The organism is Ruminococcus sp. D54t1_190329_F1 (assembly GCF_015551645.1).
Classification (GTDB): Bacteria; Bacillota; Clostridia; order Lachnospirales; family Lachnospiraceae; genus Blautia_A; species Blautia_A faecis.
In genome coordinates, this window is sequence record NZ_JADNDC010000021.1 from 39725 (window position 1) to 64803 (window position 25079).

At 44.8% G+C, this 25079-nt stretch carries 19 protein-coding genes; all 19 read left to right on the forward strand.

Features of this window, described 5'->3' with window-relative positions; translation table 11 throughout:
• Positions 1-110: 110 nt before the first annotated feature.
• The 19 genes from tig (at position 111) to I2D69_RS11240 (ending at position 24992) form a co-directional block, all read left to right on the forward strand.
• Positions 111-1466, forward strand: a complete 1356-nt coding sequence (gene tig / locus I2D69_RS11150; RefSeq protein ID WP_195379915.1) for a trigger factor — start codon at positions 111-113, stop codon at positions 1464-1466.
• A gap of 56 nt (positions 1467-1522) precedes the next feature.
• Positions 1523-2626: an N-acetylglucosamine-6-phosphate deacetylase gene (gene nagA, locus I2D69_RS11155; protein WP_118577548.1), complete on the forward strand. Its 1104-nt coding sequence runs from the start codon at positions 1523-1525 to the stop codon at positions 2624-2626.
• 60 nt (positions 2627-2686) lie between these two features.
• Positions 2687-4003 (forward strand): polysaccharide deacetylase family protein, encoded by a 1317-nt coding sequence (locus I2D69_RS11160; RefSeq protein ID WP_173719230.1) that lies wholly within the window; start codon positions 2687-2689, stop codon positions 4001-4003.
• A 266-nt stretch (positions 4004-4269) separates the two neighbouring features.
• Positions 4270-6153, forward strand: coding sequence for a 1,4-alpha-glucan branching protein GlgB (glgB, locus tag I2D69_RS11165; RefSeq protein WP_195379916.1), 1884 nt, complete (start codon positions 4270-4272; stop codon positions 6151-6153).
• 232 nt (positions 6154-6385) lie between these two features.
• Positions 6386-6619: a polya polymerase gene (locus I2D69_RS11170; RefSeq protein WP_118577545.1), complete on the forward strand. Its 234-nt coding sequence runs from the start codon at positions 6386-6388 to the stop codon at positions 6617-6619.
• Positions 6620-6712: 93 nt separating this feature from the next.
• Complete coding sequence (locus tag I2D69_RS11175; RefSeq protein ID WP_148461568.1) at positions 6713-7975, forward strand: CobW family GTP-binding protein; 1263 nt, start codon at positions 6713-6715, stop codon at positions 7973-7975.
• Between the two features lie 113 nt (positions 7976-8088).
• Entirely contained in the window at positions 8089-9039 is a 951-nt protein-coding gene (locus I2D69_RS11180; protein ID WP_148461569.1) for a GTP-binding protein, read from the forward strand.
• 113 nt (positions 9040-9152) lie between these two features.
• Positions 9153-9731 (forward strand): aminoacyl-tRNA hydrolase, encoded by a 579-nt coding sequence (gene pth / locus I2D69_RS11185; protein WP_173734766.1) that lies wholly within the window; start codon positions 9153-9155, stop codon positions 9729-9731.
• Between the two features lie 152 nt (positions 9732-9883).
• Positions 9884-13222, forward strand: coding sequence for a transcription-repair coupling factor (gene mfd / locus I2D69_RS11190; RefSeq protein ID WP_173772129.1), 3339 nt, complete (start codon positions 9884-9886; stop codon positions 13220-13222).
• Between the two features lie 236 nt (positions 13223-13458).
• Entirely contained in the window at positions 13459-14793 is a 1335-nt protein-coding gene (locus I2D69_RS11195) for an FKBP-type peptidylprolyl isomerase (protein WP_173734764.1), read from the forward strand.
• Between the two features lie 240 nt (positions 14794-15033).
• Complete coding sequence (locus I2D69_RS11200) at positions 15034-16035, forward strand: asparaginase (RefSeq protein WP_118583704.1); 1002 nt, start codon at positions 15034-15036, stop codon at positions 16033-16035.
• A gap of 179 nt (positions 16036-16214) precedes the next feature.
• Entirely contained in the window at positions 16215-17372 is a 1158-nt protein-coding gene (locus tag I2D69_RS11205; RefSeq protein ID WP_118583706.1) for a DUF4317 domain-containing protein, read from the forward strand.
• Between the two features lie 328 nt (positions 17373-17700).
• A complete protein-coding gene (locus I2D69_RS11210) occupies positions 17701-18456 on the forward strand; it encodes a hypothetical protein (RefSeq protein WP_173715776.1) in 756 nt (251 codons plus the stop codon).
• 222 nt (positions 18457-18678) lie between these two features.
• The gene (locus tag I2D69_RS11215; RefSeq protein ID WP_195379917.1) at positions 18679-20262 is read left to right on the forward strand and encodes an AAA family ATPase; all 1584 of its coding nucleotides are present in this window, start codon (positions 18679-18681) and stop codon (positions 20260-20262) included.
• Positions 20259-21170: a LysR family transcriptional regulator gene (locus I2D69_RS11220; RefSeq protein ID WP_118583712.1), complete on the forward strand. Its 912-nt coding sequence runs from the start codon at positions 20259-20261 to the stop codon at positions 21168-21170. Before I2D69_RS11215 ends, I2D69_RS11220 begins: the two co-directional genes overlap by 4 nt.
• Before the next feature lie 447 nt (positions 21171-21617).
• Positions 21618-22637 (forward strand): methionine ABC transporter ATP-binding protein, encoded by a 1020-nt coding sequence (locus I2D69_RS11225; RefSeq protein ID WP_117849364.1) that lies wholly within the window; start codon positions 21618-21620, stop codon positions 22635-22637.
• 2 nt (positions 22638-22639) lie between these two features.
• Complete coding sequence (locus tag I2D69_RS11230; protein ID WP_117849363.1) at positions 22640-23299, forward strand: methionine ABC transporter permease; 660 nt, start codon at positions 22640-22642, stop codon at positions 23297-23299.
• Between the two features lie 150 nt (positions 23300-23449).
• On the forward strand, positions 23450-24355 hold the full coding sequence (locus I2D69_RS11235; RefSeq protein WP_173719241.1) for a MetQ/NlpA family ABC transporter substrate-binding protein: 906 nt from the start codon (positions 23450-23452) through the stop codon (positions 24353-24355).
• Positions 24356-24590: 235 nt separating this feature from the next.
• Positions 24591-24992, forward strand: coding sequence for a hypothetical protein (locus I2D69_RS11240; RefSeq protein ID WP_118583718.1), 402 nt, complete (start codon positions 24591-24593; stop codon positions 24990-24992).
• Positions 24993-25079: the final 87 nt, after the last annotated feature.

The following is a 25079-nucleotide window of genomic DNA, read 5'->3' on the forward strand; positions in this document are numbered from 1 at the left end:
CAGTGAACAGTAACGCGGCGGAGATAAAATAAAAATGATTGCCTCAGTGGGCTTCCTTTTTAATAGAAAATGTGATAATTTTATAAAAGAGTAACTGAAGGGAGTATGAAATGAAAAGAAAACTATATTTGACAGCGTTAGTAATGTGTATGGCACTTGCTGTAAATGGCTGCGGAAGTGATAAAGAAACTACCAGTACAGAGAGTGAGAGCACTGCAACAGAGCAGCAGGCAGAGGATTCGGCAGAGGAAGAAGAGGTACAGGAGCCTTATACAGATTCTACCGGTGCGACACGCCTGGTTTCAGTGGATAATGTGGAGAAATATGTTACAATTGCAGACTATAAGGGAATAACTCTTGATAATTCTGTACCAGAAGTGACAGATGAGGATATTGAGAATCGTATCGCAGAGAATTTGAAAGACAATTCAGTGGAAGTGACAGATGAGAACGCTGTCATCCAGAATGGTGATACCGCTACTATTAATTTCGTAGGTACAAAAGACGGGGAAGCTTTTGAAGGTGGAACTGGTAATAATTATGACCTTGTGATCGGAAGCGGCACAATGATTCCCGGATTTGAAGAAGGAATCGTGGGAATGAAGAAGGGGGAGACAAAAGACGTAACGGTAACCTTCCCGGAGAGCTACCGCAACAGTGAACTGGCTGGACAGGATGCGGTATTCCAGATTACCGTGCAGAGCTTTAAGAGACCACCGGAACTGACCGATGACTGGATTGCGGCGAATACCGATTACAAGACAATTGATGAATATAAGGCTTCTGTTCGCGCACAGCTGGAGCAGGAAGCACAGGACCAGGCTGACAGCAGTCTGCGCAGCACTGCTTGGAATACTGTTTACACCAATTCTGAGGTCGTGGAATATCCGGAGAAAGACGTAGAAGAGGCTGTGAAGACATTTAAGAAACAGGCAGAAGCATACGCGAAGCAGGGAAATATGGAGCTTGAAGACTTCGTAGAGTCTCAAGGCGTTTCCATGGATGATTTCGAAGCCCAGTGCCAGCAGTATGCCCAGGCCAAGGTAAAACAGAATCTGCTTATTCAGGGAATCATGGACGCAGAGGGAATGACTCTGGAGGATGAGGAAAGCCTTGCAATCCAGAATCAGCTGGTAGAGCAGTATGCTTCTGGCGATCTTGCAGTTCTTATCGATACTTACGGTCAGGTTACAGTGGATGAGAGTATCGGACTTATGAGAGTTCAGGATTTCATTATTGCAAATGCTAATTATGATCAGACAGCAGCGGATACATCTGCTGAAGGTGAGGATGCACAGGCTGCTGAGGGAACAGAAGCAGCAGATCATGCAGATGGCAGTACGACTGACGGACAGAGCACTGATGGCGGGGATACAGCAGAAGAGCAGGAAGCTGGTGCAACCGCAGATACAGGCACAGCAGCGGATACTTCAACAGATACACAGGATGACAGTACGGAGAATTGACGGTTGCCGCTTATAACAGAAACAGCAGCCAATGAATCTCAGGAGGGAATGGAGTTATGATTATTAAAAATGGAGAAGTTTTTCAGGAGGATGGAAGCTTCAGATTACAGGATCTGTATGTGGAGAATCATAGAATCGTGGCTTCAGAGGATGAGGTTACGGACAAGACGATTGTAGACGCGGCTGGGCTCAGGGTGCTTCCGGGGCTGGTGGATATTCACAGTCACGGTGCATTTGGACATGATTTTTCTGATGCTGATCCGGAGGGACTTAAGATTATTCTGAAATACGAAAAGAGTCACGGAATTACTTCCTATTGTCCTACTTCTATGACATTGCCGGCAGAAGAACTGAAGGAAATTTTTGCTACTATTAAGACTGTGGGAGAAATGAAAGACGGAGCTGCTGTCCGGGGAATCAATATGGAAGGCCCATTTCTGGATGCGAAGAAAAAAGGCGCCCATGTGGAGGGCTATATCCGCAAACCAGATGCCGGATTTTTCCGTGAACTGAATGAATATTCCGGAAATATGGTGAAGCTGGTAACTCTGGCACCGAATGTGGATGGTGCTATGGAATTCATTGATGAGGTACATAATGAGGTGTGCATTTCCCTTGGTCATACAGCAGCTGATTACGATACAGCAGCGGAGGCCATGAGAAGAGGTGCACACCATGTGACACATCTTTATAATGCCATGCAGCCACTGGCGCACAGAGAACCAGGACTGATCGGAGCTGCCTGTGATGATGGGCAGTGTATGGCAGAGATGATCTGTGATGGCATTCACATTCATCCCGCTGTGATCCGCGCTACATTTAAGATGTTTGGACCAGAGAGGATTGTACTGATCAGTGACTCTATGATGGCTACTGGAATGGAGAACGGAACCTACCAGCTGGGTGGACAGGAAGTAACGATGAAGGACTGTAAGGCAACTTTGAAGGACGGTACGATTGCCGGTTCTGCTACGAACCTGTATGATTGTATGCGCAAGGCTGTTTCTTTTGGTGTTCCCCTTGAAGAAGCGATTTTTGCAGCAACACGAAATCCGGCAAAGAGTATTGGTATTTATGATGAAGTTGGTTCCCTTTCTGTTGGAAAGAAAGCGGATATTCTTCTTGTAACAGATGATCTGGAGCTGAGAGAAGTGCTATGACAGAACTTTTTTGCGGAAAATTTTTTCCACTATGTAACGAGAGATAAAGAGGGAATATGAATGGATAGAAGGGTTTTGCGCGAAAGAATGCGCAGGAAACAGCGCCAGATAAGACGAAGGAAGATCATTAAGCTGGTTACCTATGTTGTGGCAATGGTGCTGGCTGTGATTTTTGTAATAAGAGGAGTGATTTTTCCAATCGTAAGTCGTGTGGGAGGAAAGAGTACTGGAAAATCACAGAGCGTGCAGGCGGATGCAGGTGACGGAGCTGCTTCGAATGCGGATTCCAATTCTACAGATGCTCTGAGACAGCCTCTGAAAGGACAGAGCGATGTGACCAAGGTTTCTTCACTGACTCCAGGCTGGCATGAGGATTCCAGCGGACGCTGGTATCAGAATGCAGATGGTACATATTATACCAATGGTTTTGCAGAGATTGACGGAGTGAAATATGCATTTGATTCCAATGGATACATGCAGACCGGCTGGGTGACCAAGGGGGTAAACGATTATTATTTTAATGAGGATGGTTCTTACAATGCTGAGAAGAAACGCCCTTTGATCGCACTTACCTTTGATGATGGTCCGGGACAGTATACAGACAAGCTTCTGGACTGTCTGGAGGAGAACAATGCACATGCTACCTTCTTTATGTTGGGACAGCTGGTTGGACAGTATCCGGACGAAGTGAAGAGAATGGTGGAACTTGGCTGTGAGATCGGAAACCATTCCTGGGATCATCTGGATATGCTGAATCTGAGTATTGATGATGTTATAAAGGAATTCGGCGATACCGATCAGGCATTGATTGATGCCTGTGGACAGGAGTCCACGGTAATTCGTCCGCCTTATGGAGACTGCAATGATGAAATTATTTCGGCAGTTGGGAAACCTTTTATTTTGTGGTCTATTGACAGTCTGGACTGGAAATATCTGGATGCAGATCTGGATTACAATGGCATTATGAATGACAGCAATCTGGGAGACGGAGCCGTTATTCTGATGCATGATATTCATGGTCCTTCAGTTGATGCGGCACTCAGACTGATTCCAGATCTTATTGCACAGGGATATAAACTGGTAACGGTAAGTGAGATGGCAGCGGCGAAGAATGTTACCCTTCAGCCAGCAAAATATGCAGAGTTCTGGCAGAGCGCCCTTGATGCAGGTTATGTGCCTGGATATAATGGAAATGGCTCTTCTGAGGACTCTTCCACAGATGGAACTTCTGATGGCAGTTCAGATGACAGCAGTAATGGAGATGAGAGCGACTTCAGTGATGGTTCCGGTGATGGAAGCGACGGCAGTGAAAGTGACGGATACACAGATGGCAGTGAGAATAGCGAAGGGGATTTTAGCAGCGACTCAGGCGAATAACGGAGAAAATAAGAGGCTCTAGAGCCTGTCTGGCATATGTGTTAAGCTTCGGGACTTCCGGAAATCGCAGATGCTGTATAGTGTGAATGATAGTATACGCTTGTACTTATGAGAAAAATGTCAAAGTACAGGCGTATTTTTTTACAGTAAAAATGAATTTTGATGTAGATTTTTTATGAATAATAGACAAGTTTTTGGTGGCATGGAGGAAAAGAGTATGCTATAATGTGCATAAGAATTTGAAAGTTTAGGGAGGTAACTTTCTGATGGGAGAGAAATTACAGTTTACAGAGCTTGACCAGTATCTCTTTGGTCAGGGAACCCATTATGATGTTTACAGAAAGCTTGGCGCACATCCTGAGAAACAAGGGAAAAAAGAAGGTGTTTATTTTGCTGTATGGGCACCTAATGCGCAGGCTGTTTCTGTAATTGGAGAGTTTAATGACTGGAATGAACAGGCTGCTCCAATGAAAAAGGCAGGTCCGATCGGTGTATTTGAGACATTTGTCCCTGGAGCAAAAATTGGACAGCTGTATAAGTTTTTTATTGTAGGAATGAACGGGGAGCATATTTATAAAGCTGACCCTTATGCAAATGAGGCAGAATTAAGACCGGGAACGGCATCCAGAATCACGGATATCGGGGATTACAAATGGAAAGATACCACCTGGATGAAGAATCGTCAGAAATTTGACGAGACTAAGGATGCCATGGCGATCTATGAGGTACATCCTGGCTCCTGGATGAAGCATCCGGCTACAGAGGAGAATGAGAAAGGCTTTTTCAATTACAGGGAACTGGCGGTGAAGCTTGCCCAGTATGTGAAGGATATGGGCTATACACATGTGGAGCTGATGGGGATTGCAGAGCATCCCTTTGACGGTTCCTGGGGATATCAGGTCACCGGTTATTATGCGCCTACTTCCCGCTATGGAACACCCCAGGATTTCAAATATCTGGTAGATTATCTTCACAGACAGAAAATCGGGGTTATTCTGGACTGGGTGCCGGCACATTTTCCCAAGGATGCCCATGGACTGGCGAATTTTGACGGAACTGCAGTTTATGAGCATGCAGATCCCAGACAGGGAGAGCATCCGGACTGGGGAACCAAGATCTACAATTATGGCAGACCGGAGGTAAAGAACTTCCTGATCGCAAATGCTCTGTTCTGGATCGAGGAGTGTCATGTGGACGGTCTTCGTGTGGATGCCGTTGCATCCATGCTGTATCTGGATTATGGAAAGAATGATGGTCAGTGGGTAGCCAATAAATATGGCGGAAATCAGAATCTGGAAGCAATTGAGTTTTTTAAGCATCTGAATACAGTGGTTCTTGGAAGAAACCATGGTACTGTGATGATTGCAGAGGAGTCTACCGCATGGCCGAAGGTTACAGGTAAGGCAGAGGATGACGGCCTTGGATTTTCCCTGAAATGGAACATGGGCTGGATGAATGACTTCCTGGAATATATGAAGCTGGACCCCTATTTCCGTAAGTTTAACCATAATAAGATGACTTTCTCCATGACATATGCTTACAGTGAGAAATATGTGTTAGTAATCTCCCATGATGAGGTGGTTCATCTGAAGAAGTCTATGCTGGAGAAAATGCCAGGTGAGCTAGATGATAAGTTTAAGAATCTGAAGGCTGCTTATACATTTATGTTCTGCCATCCGGGCAAGAAGCTTTTATTTATGGGGCAGGAATTCGGTCAACTTCGAGAGTGGAGCGAGGAGAGAGAACTCGACTGGTTCCTTCTTGGGGAAGAGAAGCATCGGGATTTGAAGGATTTTGTGCAGACATTGCTGAAGATGTATCGCAAATATCCTGCGCTCTATGGAACGGATACGGATCCGTCTGGCTTTGAGTGGATCAATGCAGATGACGGGGACAGAAGTATTTACAGCTTCGTAAGGAAATCCCCTACAAAAAGAAATAACCTTCTGGTAGTATGCAATTTCACTCCTGTAGAACGTCCGGATTACCGTGTTGGTGTGCCGAAGAAGAAACAATACACACTGGTTCTGGATGAAAACGGACAGACTGCGAAGAAGGTATTTAAGGCAGAAAAGCAGGATTGTGACAATCGTCCGTTCTCCTTTGCTTATCCGCTGCCAGCTTACGGGGTTGCTGTGTTCCAGTATTAGAAGCTGCCAAATTCCGCAAGGAACAATTCTCACAGACAATTTTCAGATTGCTGTGATAATTTAGTATTAAAAATACCCAAAGAATGGGGCAAATTCGGGTTTTGTTTGTGACTGTTGGGGATTTTTTCCCAGAAGGTGAAAAACCTGTTGCTATTTGGAAAAAGTTGAGATATAATGAGCCCGAACAAAAAGAAATGGAAAAAGTTGTACATGTTGAAAGGAGAATATTGACATGAAGGTATCTAATATTAAAGACATTCAGAAATTTTTTGATGTAGTAGACAGCTGCGCTGGTAAAGTAGAGCTTGTAACTGGCGAAGGTGACAGACTGAACCTGAAATCTAAATTATCACAGTATGTATCTCTTGCGAACATCTTCTCTAACGGTGAGATTCCGGAGCTTGAGATCGTTGCATATGAGAAAGAAGACATTGATAAGCTTATGCACTTCATGATCAACGGCTGATTTGCATAAAACTGTGAAATTGGGATAAATATATTAGGGGATGTGACTTGGTCATGTCCCCTTTTTCTGGCATAATAGAAAGGGGAATACAAAATGGTAAAGATTGACATTATCTCCGGTTTCCTTGGAGCTGGTAAGACAACTCTTATTAAGAAACTGCTGAAAGAAGCATTTGAAGGTGAGCAGGTAGTTTTGATCGAGAATGAGTTCGGTGAGATTGGTATTGACGGGGGATTCCTGAAAGATGCCGGAATCGAGATCCGTGAGATGAACTCCGGATGTATCTGCTGTTCTCTGGTTGGAGATTTTGGTGCTTCCCTGAAGGAAGTTGTAGAGAAGTATCATCCGGACCGTATCCTGATCGAGCCATCAGGTGTTGGTAAGCTTTCCGACGTTATCAAGGCTGTACAGGGTGTGGAAGAGGATGTTGATATTCAGCTGAACAGCTACACTACAGTTGTTGATGCCAAGAAATGCAAAATGTATATGAGAAACTTCGGCGAGTTCTTTGACAATCAGGTTCAGTATGCAGGCGCGATTATCATGAGCCGTACCGATATTGTAGACGAGAAGAAAGCAATGGAGTCTATGGAGCTTCTTCGTTCTATCAATGAGAAGGCAGCTATTATTACCACTCCGATTGAGAAGCTGGATGGAAAGAAAATCCTGGAGGTTATGGAGCATCCGGTATCTCTGGCAGATGAGCTGCTGAAAGAGGAGCATGAACATCATCACCATCACGACCATGATGACGAGTGTGGCTGCGGACATGACCACGATCATGAGCATCATCATCACGACCATGATGAGGAGTGTGACTGCGGACATGACCACGATCATGAGCATCATCATCACGACCATGATGAGGAGTGCAGCTGCGGACATGACCACGATCACGAGCATCATCATCACGACCATGATGACGAGTGCGGCTGCGGACATGACCACGATCATGAGCATCATCACGACCATGATGAAGAATGTGGCTGCGGACATGACCACGATCATGAGCATCATCACGACCATGATGAAGAATGTGGCTGCGGACATCACCATGATCATCACCATCATCACGCAGACGAAGTATTTACCAGCTGGGGACGTGAGACTATTAAGAAGTTTACAAGAGAAGGGCTTGAGAAAATGCTGGAGAGCCTTTCCGCTTCTGAAGAGTATGGCGTGATCCTTCGTGCTAAGGGAATGCTTCCGGCAGAGGACGGAACCTGGATCTACTTCGACATGGTTCCGGAAGAAACTGAGATCCGTGAAGGTTCACCAGAGTACACCGGACGTCTTTGCGTAATTGGTTCCAAGTTAAATGAAGAGAAACTGGCCAAGCTGTTCGGCGTAGCTTAATGATTGACATATAAACGGGATAAAAGGCTTTTTGTAAGCTTATTTGTTGCTGTTTATAAGCGGTATTACGTGAATGCACTGCTTTTAAGAAAAATACAGGGAGGTTTCTGTAAATGGATGAAATTACAGTACCGATTTATCTCATAACCGGCTTTCTGGAAAGCGGCAAGACCTCTTTCCTCAGCTTTACCCTCCAGCAGGATTACTTCCGTACAGAGGGAAAGACACTTCTCATTCTCTGCGAGGAGGGAGAGGAAGAGTACGATGAAGAGGCTCTTGCAAAAGATAATGTTGTAGTCGAGGTTATTGAGAAAGAAGAAGATTTTACACCGGAGCGCCTTCAGGCACTGGATATTATCCACCAGCCGGAGCGTGTGGTTATGGAATATAATGGAATGTGGCTGGTAAGCAAATTCGAGGAGATGAAGCTCCCGGCAGGCTGGGGAATTGAACAGCACATTACCTGTGTAGATGCAAGCACATTCCAGGTATATATGCAGAATATGAAATCCATTTTTATGGATATGGTTCGTAATGCGGATATGGTTGTGTTTAACCGCAGCAAGAAAGAATATCCTCTTGCAAACTTCCGCAGAAGCATTAAGGTTGTAAACCCAAGTGCAGAGGTTATTTTTGAGGACGAAGAAGGCGAGATGACGGATATTTTCGCAGATCAGATGCCATTTGACCTGGATGCAGAGATTGTAGATATTCCGCCTGAAGATTACGGAATCTGGTTTGTAGATGCTATGGATCATCCGGATCGTTATGTGGGAAAAACTCTTCGCTTTAAGGCTCGTGCAAGACGTCCGAGAGGTATGGGCAGCAAGTTCTTCATTCCGGGACGTACTGCCATGACCTGCTGTGCAGATGATACTTCATTCCTGGGATATATCTGTAAGAGTGCATATGCACCGAAGCTGAAGCCCGGCGAGTGGGTTGAGGTGACTGCCAAGGTTGCCTTTGAAAACCGTTCTGAGTACCAGGGCGAGGGAATTGTTCTTTATGCAGAGAATGTGACCCCGTGCGAACCTCTGGCTGATGAGATGGTTTATTTCAACTAATTTGATAATAAATGAAAGTCATCTGCTTTATGCTATTGGTTAAGCAGGCTGCGGCTCTAGAGCTTTGGAATTGCTGTGGAGGACTTTCGTAGTAGAATAAGGAAAATAAGATTATGTATTTAGTTGTTGGACTGGGAAACCCCGGGAAGCAGTATGAGGCGACCCGCCACAATATGGGTTTTGATACGATCGATGTGCTTGTGGAACGTCATAAGATTCCGCAGGGCGGCGTAAAATTTAATGCTATGTACGGTTCCGGATTCATCGGAGGAGAGAAGGTAATCTTTATGAAACCTTTGTCCTTTATGAATTTAAGCGGTGGTCCGGTACAGGAGATGGCTGCTTATTTCAAAATCGATCCGGAGAGTGAGCTGATCATTATTCAGGACGATATTGATCTGGAGCCGGGACAGCTTCGTATCCGGAAGCAGGGCAGTGCAGGCGGCCATAATGGTCTGAAGGACATTATTGGCAGACTTGGCACACAGAAATTTATGCGTGTAAAAATTGGTGTAGGAGCCAAACCAAAAGGATGGAATCTGGCAGACCATGTGCTTGGCCGTTTTTCATCCGGGGACCGCAAGCTCGTGGATGAAGCAATTGAGTTTGCAGCAGACGCTGTAGAAAAAATCATAACAGATGGTCCGGATGCGGCGATGAATGAATACAACCGAAAGAGGGTTACTGAGTAACAAAGGAAGTCCAGCAACAAGCTGGGCTTCTTTTGCCCCTGGAGCGTCCCCCAAAAGCTTTGTGAAAATTATGACGTGCAGATAACTTGCAGGAATGGTTTCATGTTTTGGGTGGGCTCTGAGGTGAGGCTTTTGAGAAAAGGAGGAAAGCCATGCTTTCATTTACCCAGCCCCTGAAGGGGATGGCAGAATTTGAAGAAATAGAGAAAAGCCTTGAGAAAAATCAGGGCATTGTGCAGATCACAGGCTGCCTGGAATCCCAGAAGGCACATCTGATCCATGGGCTTTCCGGCAAAACACCTATGCGCCTTGTGATCGCAGGAGATGAGCGCCAGGCTAAGGAAATCTTCGAGGACTTGCGCTTTTATGACAAAAATACCATGTTTTACCCGGCGAAGGATCTTCTCTTTTTCCAGGCAGATATTCAGGGAAATCTGTTGATCCGCCAGAGAATGTGTGTGGTAAAGGCACTTCTGGAGCAGAAGGAACTGACTGTGGTTACCAGCATTGACGGCTGTATGGACTATCTGATGCCCCTGGAAGAAATCGGGAAAAAGGTGCTTCATTTCTATTCTGACAGCGTGATCAACATGGATGTACTGAAAAATACCCTTGTACAGCTTGGATATGAACGCGTAGGACAGGTGGAAATGCCGGGACAGTTTTCTGTGCGCGGTGGTATTGTAGATATTTATTCCCTTACAGAAGAGAATCCATGGAGAATTGAGCTGTGGGGAGATGAAGTGGATTCTATCCGAAGCTTTGACGCAGAGAGCCAGCGCTCTCTTGAAAATCTGGATGAGATTGCCATTTATCCGGCTGTGGAGTGGAATAACGGCAAAAAGATGGTATCTTTTGTGGATTATTTTCCCAGGGAAAAAATGCTTCTGTTTCTGGATGAACCCAACCGTATTTTGGAAAACGGACTGGGCGTGGAGGAAGAGTATGCCGCCAGCCGCACACATCGTGAAGAAAAAGGAGAAAAGAACCTTCCGGTTCAGTGGCTTTGTGAATTTTCCAAGGTTCAGAAAGAGCTGAATAAACTTCGTGCAGTGTCGTTGTCGGCATTGGAGCCAAGAGGCGTGGAGTGGAATTTTGCCCCGGAGAAATATAATCTGACGGTGCAGAGCGTAACTTCTTATAACAGCAGCTTTGAGCTTCTGGTGGAGGATCTGAGAAAGTATAAGAAAAAAGGCTACCAGATTGCCTTGCTTTCCGGTTCCAGGACAAGGGCGGAGCGTCTGGCAAAGGATTTGCAGGAGCATGAGCTGAATGCTTTTTACGGTTCAGATTATGACCGCGTGATCAATCCAGGGGAAATTATGGTTCTCTATGGACACGCCCGGAAAGGCTTTGAGTATCCGCTGATCAAATTTGCGGTGATCACAGAGTCCGATATTTTCGGCCAGGAGCAGAAAAAAAAGAAAAAGAAAAAAGTCTACAACGGCAAGCGGATCCAGGATTTTGCAGAGCTGTCTATCGGGGATTATGTGGTCCATGAAAAGCATGGACTGGGAATTTACCGTGGAATTGAGAAAGTTGAAGTAGATAAGGTCTTAAAAGACTATATCAAGATTGAATATCGTGATGGAAGTAATCTGTATATTCTGGCAACGCAGCTGGATGCGCTGCAGAAATATTCCGGCGCAGATACAGCCAAGGCACCGAAGTTGAACAAGCTGGGAACCCAGGAGTGGAACCGCACGAAGTCCAAGGTAAAGGGCGCTGTCAAAAATATCGCCAAAGAGCTGGTGGAGCTTTACGCTGTGCGCCAGGAAAAAGAAGGTTATGTGTGCGGTCCGGATACAGTGTGGCAAAAGGAATTTGAGGAAATGTTCCCATATGAGGAGACAGAGGATCAGCTGAACGCCATCGAGGATACCAAGCGGGATATGGAGAGCACCAAGATCATGGATCGTCTGGTGTGCGGAGATGTTGGATATGGTAAGACGGAGGTTGCTCTTCGCGCAGCGTTTAAAGAGGTGCAGGAGAGCCGGCAGGTTGTTTACCTTGCACCAACTACCATTTTGGCGCAGCAGGTGTACAACACCTTTGTCCAGAGAATGAAGGAGTTTCCGGTGCGCGTGGATCTGCTTTGCCGATTCCGTACACCTGCCCAGCAGAAAAAGACTTTGCAGGATCTGAAAAAAGGACAGGTAGACGTTGTGATCGGTACCCACAGAGTTCTTTCCAAGGATGTGGAGTATAAGAATCTGGGGCTTCTGATCGTTGACGAGGAACAGCGTTTCGGCGTTACTCACAAGGAGAAAATCAAGCAGCTGAAAAAGGATATTGATGTTCTGACTCTGACTGCGACACCCATTCCACGAACCCTTCATATGAGTATGATCGGAATCCGTGACATGAGTGTGCTGGAGGAGCCGCCTATGGATCGTATGCCGATCCAGACTTATGTGATGGAGTATGATGAGGAGACTGTCAGGGAAGCTATCGGAAGAGAACTGCGAAGAGGCGGCCAGGTTTATTATGTTTATAACCGGGTTACAGATATTGATGAGGTTGCCCTGCGGATTTCCAAGCTGGTGCCGGACGCAAGGGTGGATTTTGCCCATGGACAGATGAGCGAGAGAGAACTGGAACGGGTTATGTATGACTTTATCAATGGGGACATTGATGTGCTGGTTTCCACTACTATTATCGAGACAGGACTGGATATTTCCAATGTAAATACCATGATCATCCATGATTCTGACAAGTATGGGCTTTCCCAGCTTTATCAGCTGCGAGGCAGGATCGGACGTTCCAACAGGACAGCGTATGCGTTTCTGATGTACCGAAGGAACACCATGCTTCGGGAAGTGGCGGAAAAACGACTTTCTGCTATCCGTGAGTTTACAGATCTGGGAAGCGGATTTAAGATCGCCATGCGTGATCTGGAGCTTCGAGGGGCTGGAAATCTGCTGGGAGCACAGCAGCATGGGCATATGAACGCAGTGGGCTATGATCTTTACTGTAAAATGCTTAGCGAGGCGGTCAAGGAGGCAAAGGGTATTCATACCATGGAAGACTTCGAGACTACCATTGACCTGAATATGGATGCTTTTATCCCGGACACCTACATCAGCAATGAATTCCAGAAACTGGATATTTATAAGCGCATTGCAGGGATTGAGTCCCAGCAGGAGTATGATGATATGCTGGAAGAGCTGATCGACCGGTTTGGGGAGCCGCCGAAAGCAGTGCTGAATCTGCTGGCTATTGCAAGACTGAAAGCACTGGCACATCAGGGCTACATTACGGAAATCAAGCAGATGCAGCGTGAGATCAGGATCACCCTTTACGAAAATGCACATCTGAACCCGGAAGGAATTCCGCCGCTGGTTGCCAAGTACCGCAGACAGCTGCAGTTTAAACCGGATAAAGAACCGAAGTTCCTGTTTGCACCGGTGGGGGATATTGTGCAGGCGCTGACGGTGTTTGCAAAGGAACTGATGGAATTGGTGGAAGAGGAAGGAAAGAGCGAAAAGTAGTAGACGGCTGGGCTGTTGAATGCTTTCGGATATTTTGATTTAAAGTAGGTTTTGGGTGGGGAAGATCCGATGGAAATTCGCGAAAATTGTGTGAATTCTATCAGATTTTCCCCTTTCTACTTGCCCTCATGGGAAAAAAGTTTTATACTCTTATTAGCGTGTCCGCATTGGGAAATCATGTCGGCTGTGCGTGGTGACTAAGCGGCACATCAGTGAAAGGGTAATTGGTGATCAATATGAAGAAAATCGTGAAGAACACAACCGTAGTGGCATTAAGTGGCGTAATGGCAATTGGAATGCTTTCCGGATGTGGAAGTAAGTCTATAGATGGAGAGAAAACCGTTGCGACTGTAGATGGCACAGACATTCCTATGGGTGTTGTAAGTCTGTATGCACGTGAGTCACAGGCACAGACCGTTGCCATGTATAAGAGCTTTATGGGAAGTGCAGGAAATATCTGGAGCCAGGTAGTAGATGAGGATGCTGGTACTACGTACGGTGAGCAGGCTGTAGGACAGTTCCTGGAGCAGGTTGAGCTGATGTACATCATGAAGGAGAAGGCAGCAGACTATGGCGTTGAGGTTACTTCTGATGATGAGACTGCTATTGCAGATGCAGCAGCACAGTTTATGCAGGACAATGACGAGGACACTCTGAAGGAGCTTGCTGTTTCCGAAGATCAGGTTAAGACTCTTCTGGAGCTTGAGACTTATCGTCAGAGAATTTACGATCCGATCCGCAACGAGGCTGAGGTTAACATAACGGATGAGGAGGCACAGCAGTCTTCTTTCAGCTATGTAAGTATTTCCATCAGTGGAGATGACCTTACCGATGATGATATTGCTACCCGCAAGGAGCAGGCACAGGAGATCCTGGATAAGATGAAAGAGGATCCGACAGCAGACATGGGCGAGACAGCCAAGGCTGTTGATGATACTTACAGCGGACTGACCGGAACTATTTTCACAAATGACAGTGATGATGAGGATATTTCCAATTCTTATGATGACGCTGTTGTAGAAGCGCTGAGAACTCTGAAGGATGGAGAGGTTTACGACGAGCTGGTTGAGACTGATAGCAGCGTATATGTACTTCGGATGGACAAAGTAAAAGACGAGGATGCAACCGCTTCCAAGAAAGAGTCCCTTGAGAACACCAAGCGCAGCGAATACTATTCCGAGACAACTCAGAAATGGCTGGATGATGCTGATATTACTGTAAATGATAAGGTGCTTTCTACTTTGACAATTACAGATGAGCACAGCTTTACAATTAAGGAGACTACAGCGGATACAAGTGAAGATGCAGCAGCTGATACAACAGATGCTACCGAGGATACTACTTCTGAGGATGCCGAGGCAGCAGATGAGGACGAGGATGCTGATACTGCTGAGACAGATGCTGCAAAGAGCGACAGCGCAGAGGAAGCTGATACCACAGACAGCGCTGACAGTACAGACGAGACTGCAGAAGAGGACAGTGCAGACAGCAAGGCCGAGGACAGCAGCGAGAGCGCTGATTCTGAGGAGAACGCAGAGGATACTGCAGAAGAGACAACTGAGGAGAACTAAAAGTGAGATAAAGATCGAAACTTGTTGTATCGTATGTATTGCAAAATGTTTTCTGAAAGAATTGAGATTATATAAAGTGGAGAAAATGATAAAAGAGCCTGCCTGGGGTGATTCGGGCGGGCCCTTTGTCTATACAAAGTAAAATACTTATGAAAAAAGCTTTTCGCTACAAAGTAAGGTTTCAGAAAATGCAGGTACAGCAGATTGAACATGTGGATAACAATTACACAGGGGGACAACATGAAAAAGATACTTCTTATTGCAACCGGGGGAACCATTGCTTCCAAATATACAGCAGAGGGGCTGGCACCGCAGATTTCCGCAGATGAGCTGTTGGAATATATTCCTGAAGCCCGGGAATTCTGCACCATTGATACCGTTCAGCCTTTTGCCCTGGACAGTACCAATGTGTGTGCAGACCATTGGCTGAAGCTGGCCAGACTGATCGAATCCAAATATGAATTTTATGATGGCTTTGTGCTTTGCCATGGAACGGACACTATGGCATATACAGCTGCTGCTTTGTCTTATCTGATCCAGAATAACCGCAGACCTATCGTGATTACCGGTGCCCAGAAACCTATTGACCTGGCAATTACAGATGCACGTTCCAATCTTCTGGACAGTCTCCGCTTTGCCTCTCACGACCGCGCTCATGGAATTTCCATTGTGTTTGGGGGAAAAGTGATCGCAGGAACCAGAGCAAAGAAGGAATTTTCCAAAAGTTACAATGCCTTTTCCAGTATTAATTATCCGGATATTGCATCCATTCACGATCAGAAGATTATTTTTTATATTGATGACAAAGACCAGTCCACCAAGCCACTGGTGTTTTATCATGAGATGAATCAGAAGATTTTTCTGCTCAAATTGATTCCGGGGATTGACGGGAAAGTATTGGATGCTCTTTTTCCCTCTTATTCCGGACTGATCATTGAATCCTTCGGCGTAGGCGGTCTGCCTCATTACGAAAATGATAATTTTATAGATGCGATCGCGCATTGGATTGAAGCTGGCAAGCCTGTGTGCATGGCGACCCAGGTTACCCATGAGGGAAGCGACATGGAAGTTTATCAGGTTGGAAAGGTCATCAAGGAACGGTTCCCGGTGCTGGAGTCGTATGATATGACGCTGGAGGCGTCTGTGACGAAAATGATGTGGGCGCTGGGACAGACACGGGATATGGAGAAGTTTAAGGAGTTATTTTATACGACCATTAATCATGATTTATTGTTCCTGTAAGTAAGTCTTGAAATTTTCTGGAGTGTTAAGCTAAAATAAAAAAGCTGAAATCATAGAGCTGATAATACTTTCAGAGAATCTTTATGAATGGAGAGCAAGGCAACAGACTCAAATTCATATCAGAGATGGGATATCGGTTTTGAAAACATATTTTCTGGAATACTGGAGGACATATATAAATGAACAAAAAAGAAATTTCTGAAATCAAGAAACAGCTGACACCAGCCAACTGCAACATTACCAGAATTTGTGGATGCTATGTGGATGCTGAAAAGAATAAAAAAACAGAACTGAAAGAAGCATTCCTTTCCCTTTCGGAGGAAGAAATGTTCAAATATTTTGAAATATTCAAGAAAACCCTTTCTGGTACTCTTGGAAAGAACCTGATGAATATGGAATTCCCACTGGCAGAGGAAAAAGAGGGCGGCAAACACGAATTTCTCATGAAGCTCCGCGCCAGTAAACTGAAGGATGACGCTTTAATCGAGAGCTTTTATGACAAAATTATTGAAAATTACGATTATCCGGAAAATTACTACATAATCCTGGTACACGCTGTGTACGATATCCCGGGAAGAACTTCAGATGGAATCGATATGGATGATGCTTCTGAAGAGATTTATGAGCACCTTCTTTGCAGTATCTGTCCAGTGAAGCTGTCTAAGGCAGGTCTTTGCTACAATGCGGAGGCAAATTTGATCCAGGACCGTATCCGTGACTGGATCGTGGAAATGCCAGAGAACGGCTTCCTTTTCCCGTTATTTAATGACAGAAGCACAGACATCCACGGCATGCTCTACTATTCTAAGAATGCAGAGCAGCTTCACGATATTTTTGTGGATGAAGTGTTTGGCTGTACTGCTCCGCTTTCTGCAGGCGGACAGCGTGATTCTTTCAACATGCTGGTGGAGGAAACCCTTGGTGACGACTGCCAGTATGACACCGTTATTGGAATCCATGAGAAATTGAACGAGATCATTGAAGCACAGAAAGATTCCCCAGACCCGGTTGTGCTCACTCAGTCTGAGGTGAAACGTCTCTTTGAGGACTGCGGTGTAGAAGACGAGAAACTGGAAACTTTTGATAACCAGTATGAGGCTGTAGCCGGTGAAAAAGCCACCATGGTAGCCTCTAATATTACCAATACCCGTAAATTCGAGATCAAAACTCCGGATGTAGTGATCCATGTTGAACCAGATAAAGTGGAACTGGTGGAGACCAGGATCATTGACGGCCGCAAGTGTCTGGTGATTCCTATGGAAGACGTAGAGATCAACGGAATCCGTGTGCGGATGGGCGGGGAGAGCAGTGAGGAATCCGAGGAAGAGTTTGAGTAATATTCTTGGTTGTGATAAAATTTTTTTGCCGAATATGAAATATAAAAGGCTTGTTGTAAAAGAAATAGTTGTAAAACAAATAGTTTTAAAACAGGAAGGATGCAATTCTTGGCGAGTTGCATCCTTCCTGTTTTTGCCTGGATGAGGGTTTCATAATGGGGGCATGCAAATTGTGGGAATGATTTTGGGGCGTAATCTGGAATTAAGAATATCAGAAGTAAAACCTAAATAATTCTACGATTGTAGAAAAAGTGATTGACATTTAATTTCTACAGATGTAGTATATAACCGACTTCTACAAAAGTAGAAAATGAAAGGGGATTTTACTATGAAAATGAAACTGGTTAAAATGATAGCACTTATGGCGGCGGTGACATTAAGTGGTTGTTCAGCTGGAACTTTAGAAAATACCGGAAATTCTGCCTCTGATTCTGCTGCAAATATAGTATCTTCAAATAAAAAGGCTTCTTCATCCACGAAGAGATCAAATACTGTAAGTTCCATTGGTACGGCAGGTAATACTGCAAGTGGTGCAGCAGGTAATACCGCAAATAGCACAGCAGGTAATACTACAGGTGGCGCGGCAGGGAATACCACAGCCAGTACAGCAGGTAATACCACAGGTGGTGCGGCAGGGAATACCACAGCCAGTATAGCAGGTAATGCCACAGCTGGTACGACAAGTAATACCACAACTGCCACAACAGATGCTACATCCGATATTCTTTCCACCACAACAATCACCCTGTATGATAGTGATGGAAATACAGTTTCTGTAGAAAGAACAATTTATAAAAATTATGACTGCGAATATGTAGATGCTGACGGTATGGAATACAGCACCGATGACGATGTTTATTTTACAGATGAAAATGGAAAGACCTACCAGTCCTTAAATGACAGTACCCATTATTTTGGTGCCGAGTTAGAGCAGCATGTATTACAGGATGCCAATGGAAACGGTGTGACAGTTACAGAAACAACTAATGGAGATTATTACTATATGGATGATAATGGCACTGGTTATATTGACAACGGCGACGGAACCTGGACGGATGAGAATGGGAATAGTTATACAGAATAAGAGGAGGGATGCGGCTGAAAGCTTTTTTCAAAAAGGTGTCAGGCTGTGTACCATTCTCGGGCTATAGAAATGTGGTGTTTGGCTTTTTTAGTCATACACCCTTTTTTCGTATTAAAGACTGGCAAAAATCCTCAGTGGAATAAATCGCAGTGCTGTGTTAATATAGAAGAAAATTGTTATTGTTTATTGGTAACGCAAAATCGCAGAAAGGACGGCTGTCTTATGGGAAGCTACCTGAATCCGGGGAATAATAAATTCAAAAGAGCGGTGAATTCGGATATTTACGTGGATAAAACAGGATTAATAAAATATACAAATAGTATTGTCGATACGCTGCAGTCCTGTGTATGTGTCAGCAGACCAAGGCGTTTTGGAAAGTCTATGGCAGCAGATATGCTTACGGCTTATTACAGTAAGGGCTGTGATTCCAGAGAACTCTTTTCCGGTTTGGAAATTGCCAAGGATGAAAGCTTTGAGGAACATTTGAATAAATACGATACCATTTTTCTGAACATGCAGGAATTTTTGAGCAGAAGTTCAAATGTGAAGGAATTGTTGGAGAGAGTAGAAGGCAAAGTAATCCGCGAATTGAAGAAACAGTACCCTGAGGTGGAATTATATGACGAAAATGATCTGGCGGAAACTATGCAGGATATTTTTGCAGAAAGTGAGTGCCCTTTTATAGTTATTATTGACGAGTGGGATTGTATTTTCCGGGAGTTCAAACATGATAAGGCTGCGCAGGAGATTTACCTTGATTTTCTGCGTGATCTGCTTAAGGATAAAGAATACATTTATCTTGCCTATATGACGGGAATTTTGCCAATAAAGAAATACGGAACCCACAGTGCACTGAATATGTTCGATGAATTTTCAATGATTGATCCGGGCCCCTTGGCTGAATATGTAGGTTTTACAGAAAAAGAAGTAGAAGCACTTTGCCAGAAGTATCAGATGGATATTAATGAGATCAAAAACTGGTATGATGGTTATTCTTTTGAAGAAGTAGAATCTGTATACAGCCCGAAGTCGGTTGTGAGCTGCATGCGCCTTGGAAAACTGGGAAATTATTGGAATCAGACAGAGACTTTTGAGGCATTGCAGATTTATATTGATATGAATTTTGAAGGACTCCGGGATGATATATTAAGTATGATTGCTGGAGAAACAGTACCAGTGAACACCAGAAGCTTTACAAATGATATGACAACTTTCAGAACAGAGGATGATGTACTTACACTGTTGATTCACTTGGGCTATCTGGGGTATCGTTATGCAGATAAAACAGTTTTTATTCCAAATGAGGAGATTCGTTCCGAATATGTAAGCGCTATTGCTGTGTCTGATTGGGGTGAAGTTTCTAAAGCATTAAAAAATTCAGCAGATACATTGCAAGCCATATGGCAGGGAAGAGAAGAGCAGGTCGCAGAGGGCATTAGGCAGGCGCACTTTGAAACATCTCATCTCCAATATAATGACGAAAATGCGCTTAGCTATACCATTTCGCTTGCACTTTATGCAGCACGTAATTTTTACACAGTACACCGGGAACTCTCAGGGGGAAAAGGCTTTGCAGATATTGTTTATGTTCCAAGAAAGCGCTTCTTAGATAAACCAGCATTGGTAGTTGAATTAAAATGGGATAAAAACGCAGAAGGTGCAATCCAGCAAATTAAGGAGAAAGAATACTGTCGCAGTCTGGAAGAATACAAGGGAAACTTGCTGTTAGTCGGAATTAATTATGATAAGAAAACACAGGTGCATACCTGTAAAATAGAACAATACAGAAAAGAGGAATCCATATGACTCTGGCACAACTTCGTTACGCGATTACGGTGGCGAATTCCAATTCTATGAATGAAGCTGCCCGGAATCTTTTTATATCACAGCCAAGTTTGTCCTCAGCAATCCGTGAACTGGAGGAGGAAATCGGAGTGGAGCTTTTTCGCAGGACCAACCGTGGAATTTCCGTAACCCCTGAAGGCGAGGAATTCTTAGGCTACGCCCGCCAGGTGGTAGAGCAGTACGAGCTGATCGAATCCAAATATGTTTCCAAGGAACATACCAAGAAGAAATTCAGTGTTTCCATGCAGCACTACACCTTCGCAGTAAATGCTTTCGTGGAAATGGTGAAGCAGTTCGGAATGGACGAATACGAATTCGCCGTCCACGAAACCCGCACCTACGACATCATCACCGACGTAAAAGACTTCAAAAGCGAGATCGGCATCCTTTACCTGAACGACTTTAACCACAAAGTCCTTGAGAAACTTTTCCACGAGTTCAATTTGGAATTCCACCCAATTCTGGAATGCAGCATCTATGTCTACATGTGGAAAGGCCATCCCCTTGCCGACCGCGACCTGATCACCCTGGAAGACCTTCGCGAGTACCCCTGCCTCTCCTTCGAGCAAGGCACCTACAACTCCTTCTACTTCGCCGAAGAAGTCTTGAGCACCTACGAATACAAACGCCTTATCAAAGCCAACGACCGCGCCACCCTCCTGAACCTGATGGTAGGCCTCAACGGCTACACCCTCTGCTCCGGAATCATCTGCGAAGAACTAAACGGCTCCGACTACTGCGCCGTGAAGCTAGACTCCGACGAGGTCATGACCATCGGCTACCTTGCAAGAAAAGGCACCACGATCAGTAAGTTAGGACAGAAGTACCTGGAAGAAATTGCCAAATACAAAGACAAAGCATTACGATAATCCACACACTTACATAAACTTCCATTTGGAACTAAAGCTGAACCTACCCCCCCTACCCCCCCCACTTTCAGTTTGGGCGGAAACAGCGCAGCGCCTTCCCGCCCAAACGTCCGCTGCGCTCAACTGCCCAACACCCAGTACACAGCCAGTGGGGGAGGGATAAATCTAAGCGAGCCATTTAAGGAGCGCCCTTAGTGGCGGTGAGATCCATGACTTACGGAGACTTATGCGAGAGGGCTCTCCCGAGCGCATTAGTCGCAGTTAGTCATTAGCTCACCAGAACGTTGCGACGGCGAGCGTGATTTATCCCTCCCCCGCTGGCGTCCACTTTAGCTATAGCTTTACCCTATAACTAGTCCTAACTTTTAAGAATTAACACTTTTACTCCAATTGTGTTATAGTAACCATATCGACGATGAAACACCACTTAAAGGAAAGAGGAAAGACATGTCTTCAATATTAATCCAAGATGTGAGCAAAACCTTCGAAACCAAAGACGGTTCCGTACAAGCCCTGAACCACGTAAGTCTCTCCATTGAAACCGGAGACATCTACGGAATCATCGGAATGTCCGGTGCAGGAAAAAGTACCCTGGTACGATGTATGAACTTTCTTGAAGTACCATCCGAAGGAAAAGTATTAATAGACGGAAAATCCCTCAGCGAATTTTCCCCCAAAGAACTCCGCAAAGAGCGAGAGAAAATAGGAATGATTTTCCAGCATTTCAATCTGCTCATGCAGAAAAACGTACTGGAAAACGTCTGCTTCCCACTGTACATCCAGGGGAAGAAAAAAGCCGAAGCAAGAGCAAAAGCCCTGGAGCTTCTGGAAATCGTAGGACTGGCAGACAGAGCGAAAGCCTATCCCGCACAGCTCTCCGGTGGACAGAAACAAAGAGTGGCAATCGCCAGAGCCCTGGCCTCCGATCCGCAGATCTTACTTTGCGACGAAGCCACAAGCGCCCTGGATCCCCAGACCACATCCTCCATACTTGAACTTTTGCAGGACATCAACCAGAAATTTGGAATCACCATCGTGATCATTACCCACCAGATGTCAGTTGTCCGTGAGATTTGTACTCATGTGGCAATTATGAAAGACGGTGAAGTAAAAGAACAAGGCCTTGTAGAAGAAATCTTCAGCCACCCGAAATCACAGGTAGCCAAAGAACTGATTAGCAAGGATTCTGGAAACGACGTAGAAAGCAAAAAGCTTACCCAGTCAGAAATCCAGGACGGCGAAATCGTTCGAATCGTATTCTCTGAGAACTCCGCATTCGAACCAGTAATCGCAAACCTTATATTAACCTTCCACGAACCTGTAAACATTCTGAAGGCAAACACCAAAAACGTAGGCGGTGTAGCCAAAGGAGAAATGATCCTCCAGTTCATGAGTGACAGTACCAATGTACCGGAGATGAAGAAATTCCTTACAGAACGTGGACTTGAGATAGGGGAGGCGAACTGATTATGTGGACGAAACAAGTAACCGATATGATAATCGCAGGTGTAGGGGAAACATTATATATGACCCTGTTTTCCACCTTCTTCGGATATGTATTTGGAATGCCCCTTGGAATCCTGCTGAAAGTATCCGACAAAGAGGGTCTGCGGCCAAACGCAGTACTATATAAGATCCTAGATGTGATCGCAAATATTTTCCGAAGCATCCCATTCCTGATCCTGTTGATCCTGCTCATTCCATTCACCAGATTTCTGGTAGGAAAAAGCTATGGAACCACAGCCACTATCGTACCCCTTACCATTGCGGCAATCCCTTTTATCGGACGAATGGTAGAGTCTTCCTTAAATGAGGTAGACCCGGGAGTTATCGAGGCTGCAAGATCCATGGGAGCAAGCAACCTTCAGATCGTATTTAGGGTAATGCTGGTAGAAGCAAGAACATCCCTGATCTCAGGAGCTACCATTGTAACAGGAACTATCCTTGGTTACTCCGCAATGGCAGGAACCGTAGGAGGAGGCGGACTTGGAGACATTGCAGTCCGTTACGGATACAACCGCTGGCAGACGGACATCATGCTGGTGACAGTTATCCTTCTGGTAGTACTGGTACAGATTTTCCAGACAATTGGTATGTTCATAGCCAACAAGCTGGATAAAAGAAAATAAGCCACAGATTATTTTATAAGAAATGGTATCTGTGAGCAGTAACCAAAATCGATAATTGACAGGAGTTTTTAGTAGCCCCTGTTTATTATAAAAAATGATTGTAATGTAGAAACTAAATATATTTTTCAAAAAATAAGGAGGAACTTTATTATGAAAAAATTAATCGCAGCAGCACTCACAGGAGCATTAGTACTTGGAACCGTTGGAACATCCGTTGTTTTCGCAGCAGATGATGACAAAACCATTACAGTAGCAGCATCCGAGACACCACATTCCGAGATCCTTGAAGCAGCAAAACCGATCCTTGAGGAAGAGGGATACGACCTTGAGGTAACGGTATTTGATGATTATGTACAGCCAAACGAAGTTGTAGAGAGCGGCGATTTCGATGCAAACTACTTCCAGCACATTCCATATCTGAACAGCTTCAACGAGGAAAAAGGAACTCACCTTGTAAATGCAGGCGGAATCCACTACGAGCCCTTTGGAATTTATCCTGGAACAAAATCCAGCCTTGATGATATCGCAGATGGCGACACAATCGCAGTACCGAACGATACCACAAACGAGGCAAGAGCACTTCTTCTTCTCCAGGACAACGGAATTATCAAACTGAAAGACGGTGCTGGCCTTGAGGCAACTGTAAACGATATTGAGGAGAACCCATACAACGTAGAAATCGTTGAGCTTGCAGCTGAGCAGGTAGCACGTGTTGCAGAAGAGACTTCTTACATTGTCCTTAACGGAAACTATGCACTTCAGGCTGGTTATTCTGTATCCAAAGATGCACTTGCATATGAGACCTCTGATTCCGAAGCTGCCAAAACATATGTAAACGTAATCGCAGTAAAAGAAGGAAACGAGAACAGCGACAAGATCAAAGCTCTTGTAGATGTATTAAAATCTGACGAGATCAAAGACTTCATCAACGAGAAATATGACGGAGCCGTTATCCCATTCGAGGATAGCGATGACGCAGAGGCTGAGGACACAGAAGCAGCAGATGCAGAAGCTGACACAGCAGACGAGGCAGCTGAGGAGACAGACGCTGAATAATCTGTAAAAATTAAACAGGATTTTATTAAGAGAGTGATTATAAATCGGATTGAAATGCATTGGAAAAGATACATTTCAGTCCGATTTTTGCCTGTAAAAAAAGAAGTGTCCAATATATAGAACAGCACATAATTATGGAAAAGGGTGACCTGCAGCCCTCTGCAAAAACAGTTGAAAAACCTTATAAAATCTGCTATTATAAAAACGAATTTTTTAGGTATCGAGGTGAGGCCAAGTGAAAAAAAACGAATGTGCGAACCGGTTTGTCTGCCTGTTTTTCAGTGTGGCAGTTGCGGTTTTGTGTGTGCTTTTTGCAGGCATGGAAGCGAAGAGCATTATGCATGTTTACGATCTGAAACCGGCCTCAGCTTCTTTGATTTCACCAGAGCTTTCCAGAAGCACCCAGACAAGTGCAGAAGAATTGACAGGACTTCGGCAGGTGTCTGTAAGGCTGGAGGCGGACCAGCGCCTTCGCCACAGGTCAGGCGTGGAAACCCAGGTGCTCATCATGCTGGCAGTTCTGCTGGCGAATACCGTATTTTATAAAGCAAAGAAACATCTGCTGACCAGAAATGATGCTGACGGCAGACGGTTTATCATCTGTTACATCCATCATCAGGACGGACAGAAGCACTGAAGATCATATACCATTGTTTCATATTGCTGATTGCTGCAATTGTTTTCATTATGAGTAAAGCATTGCAGTGGAGAGCAATTATTTTCC

Coding starts and splice junctions, on each gene's coding strand:
- tig (WP_195379915.1), top strand. CDS start 111: ATGAAAAGAAAACTATATTTGACAGCGTTAGTAATGTGTATGGCACTT.
- nagA (WP_118577548.1), top strand. CDS start 1,523: ATGATTATTAAAAATGGAGAAGTTTTTCAGGAGGATGGAAGCTTCAGA.
- I2D69_RS11160 (WP_173719230.1), top strand. CDS start 2,687: ATGGATAGAAGGGTTTTGCGCGAAAGAATGCGCAGGAAACAGCGCCAG.
- glgB (WP_195379916.1), top strand. CDS start 4,270: ATGGGAGAGAAATTACAGTTTACAGAGCTTGACCAGTATCTCTTTGGT.
- I2D69_RS11170 (WP_118577545.1), top strand. CDS start 6,386: ATGAAGGTATCTAATATTAAAGACATTCAGAAATTTTTTGATGTAGTA.
- I2D69_RS11175 (WP_148461568.1), top strand. CDS start 6,713: ATGGTAAAGATTGACATTATCTCCGGTTTCCTTGGAGCTGGTAAGACA.
- I2D69_RS11180 (WP_148461569.1), top strand. CDS start 8,089: ATGGATGAAATTACAGTACCGATTTATCTCATAACCGGCTTTCTGGAA.
- pth (WP_173734766.1), top strand. CDS start 9,153: ATGTATTTAGTTGTTGGACTGGGAAACCCCGGGAAGCAGTATGAGGCG.
- mfd (WP_173772129.1), top strand. CDS start 9,884: ATGCTTTCATTTACCCAGCCCCTGAAGGGGATGGCAGAATTTGAAGAA.
- I2D69_RS11195 (WP_173734764.1), top strand. CDS start 13,459: ATGAAGAAAATCGTGAAGAACACAACCGTAGTGGCATTAAGTGGCGTA.
- I2D69_RS11200 (WP_118583704.1), top strand. CDS start 15,034: ATGAAAAAGATACTTCTTATTGCAACCGGGGGAACCATTGCTTCCAAA.
- I2D69_RS11205 (WP_118583706.1), top strand. CDS start 16,215: ATGAACAAAAAAGAAATTTCTGAAATCAAGAAACAGCTGACACCAGCC.
- I2D69_RS11210 (WP_173715776.1), top strand. CDS start 17,701: ATGAAAATGAAACTGGTTAAAATGATAGCACTTATGGCGGCGGTGACA.
- I2D69_RS11215 (WP_195379917.1), top strand. CDS start 18,679: ATGGGAAGCTACCTGAATCCGGGGAATAATAAATTCAAAAGAGCGGTG.
- I2D69_RS11220 (WP_118583712.1), top strand. CDS start 20,259: ATGACTCTGGCACAACTTCGTTACGCGATTACGGTGGCGAATTCCAAT.
- I2D69_RS11225 (WP_117849364.1), top strand. CDS start 21,618: ATGTCTTCAATATTAATCCAAGATGTGAGCAAAACCTTCGAAACCAAA.
- I2D69_RS11230 (WP_117849363.1), top strand. CDS start 22,640: ATGTGGACGAAACAAGTAACCGATATGATAATCGCAGGTGTAGGGGAA.
- I2D69_RS11235 (WP_173719241.1), top strand. CDS start 23,450: ATGAAAAAATTAATCGCAGCAGCACTCACAGGAGCATTAGTACTTGGA.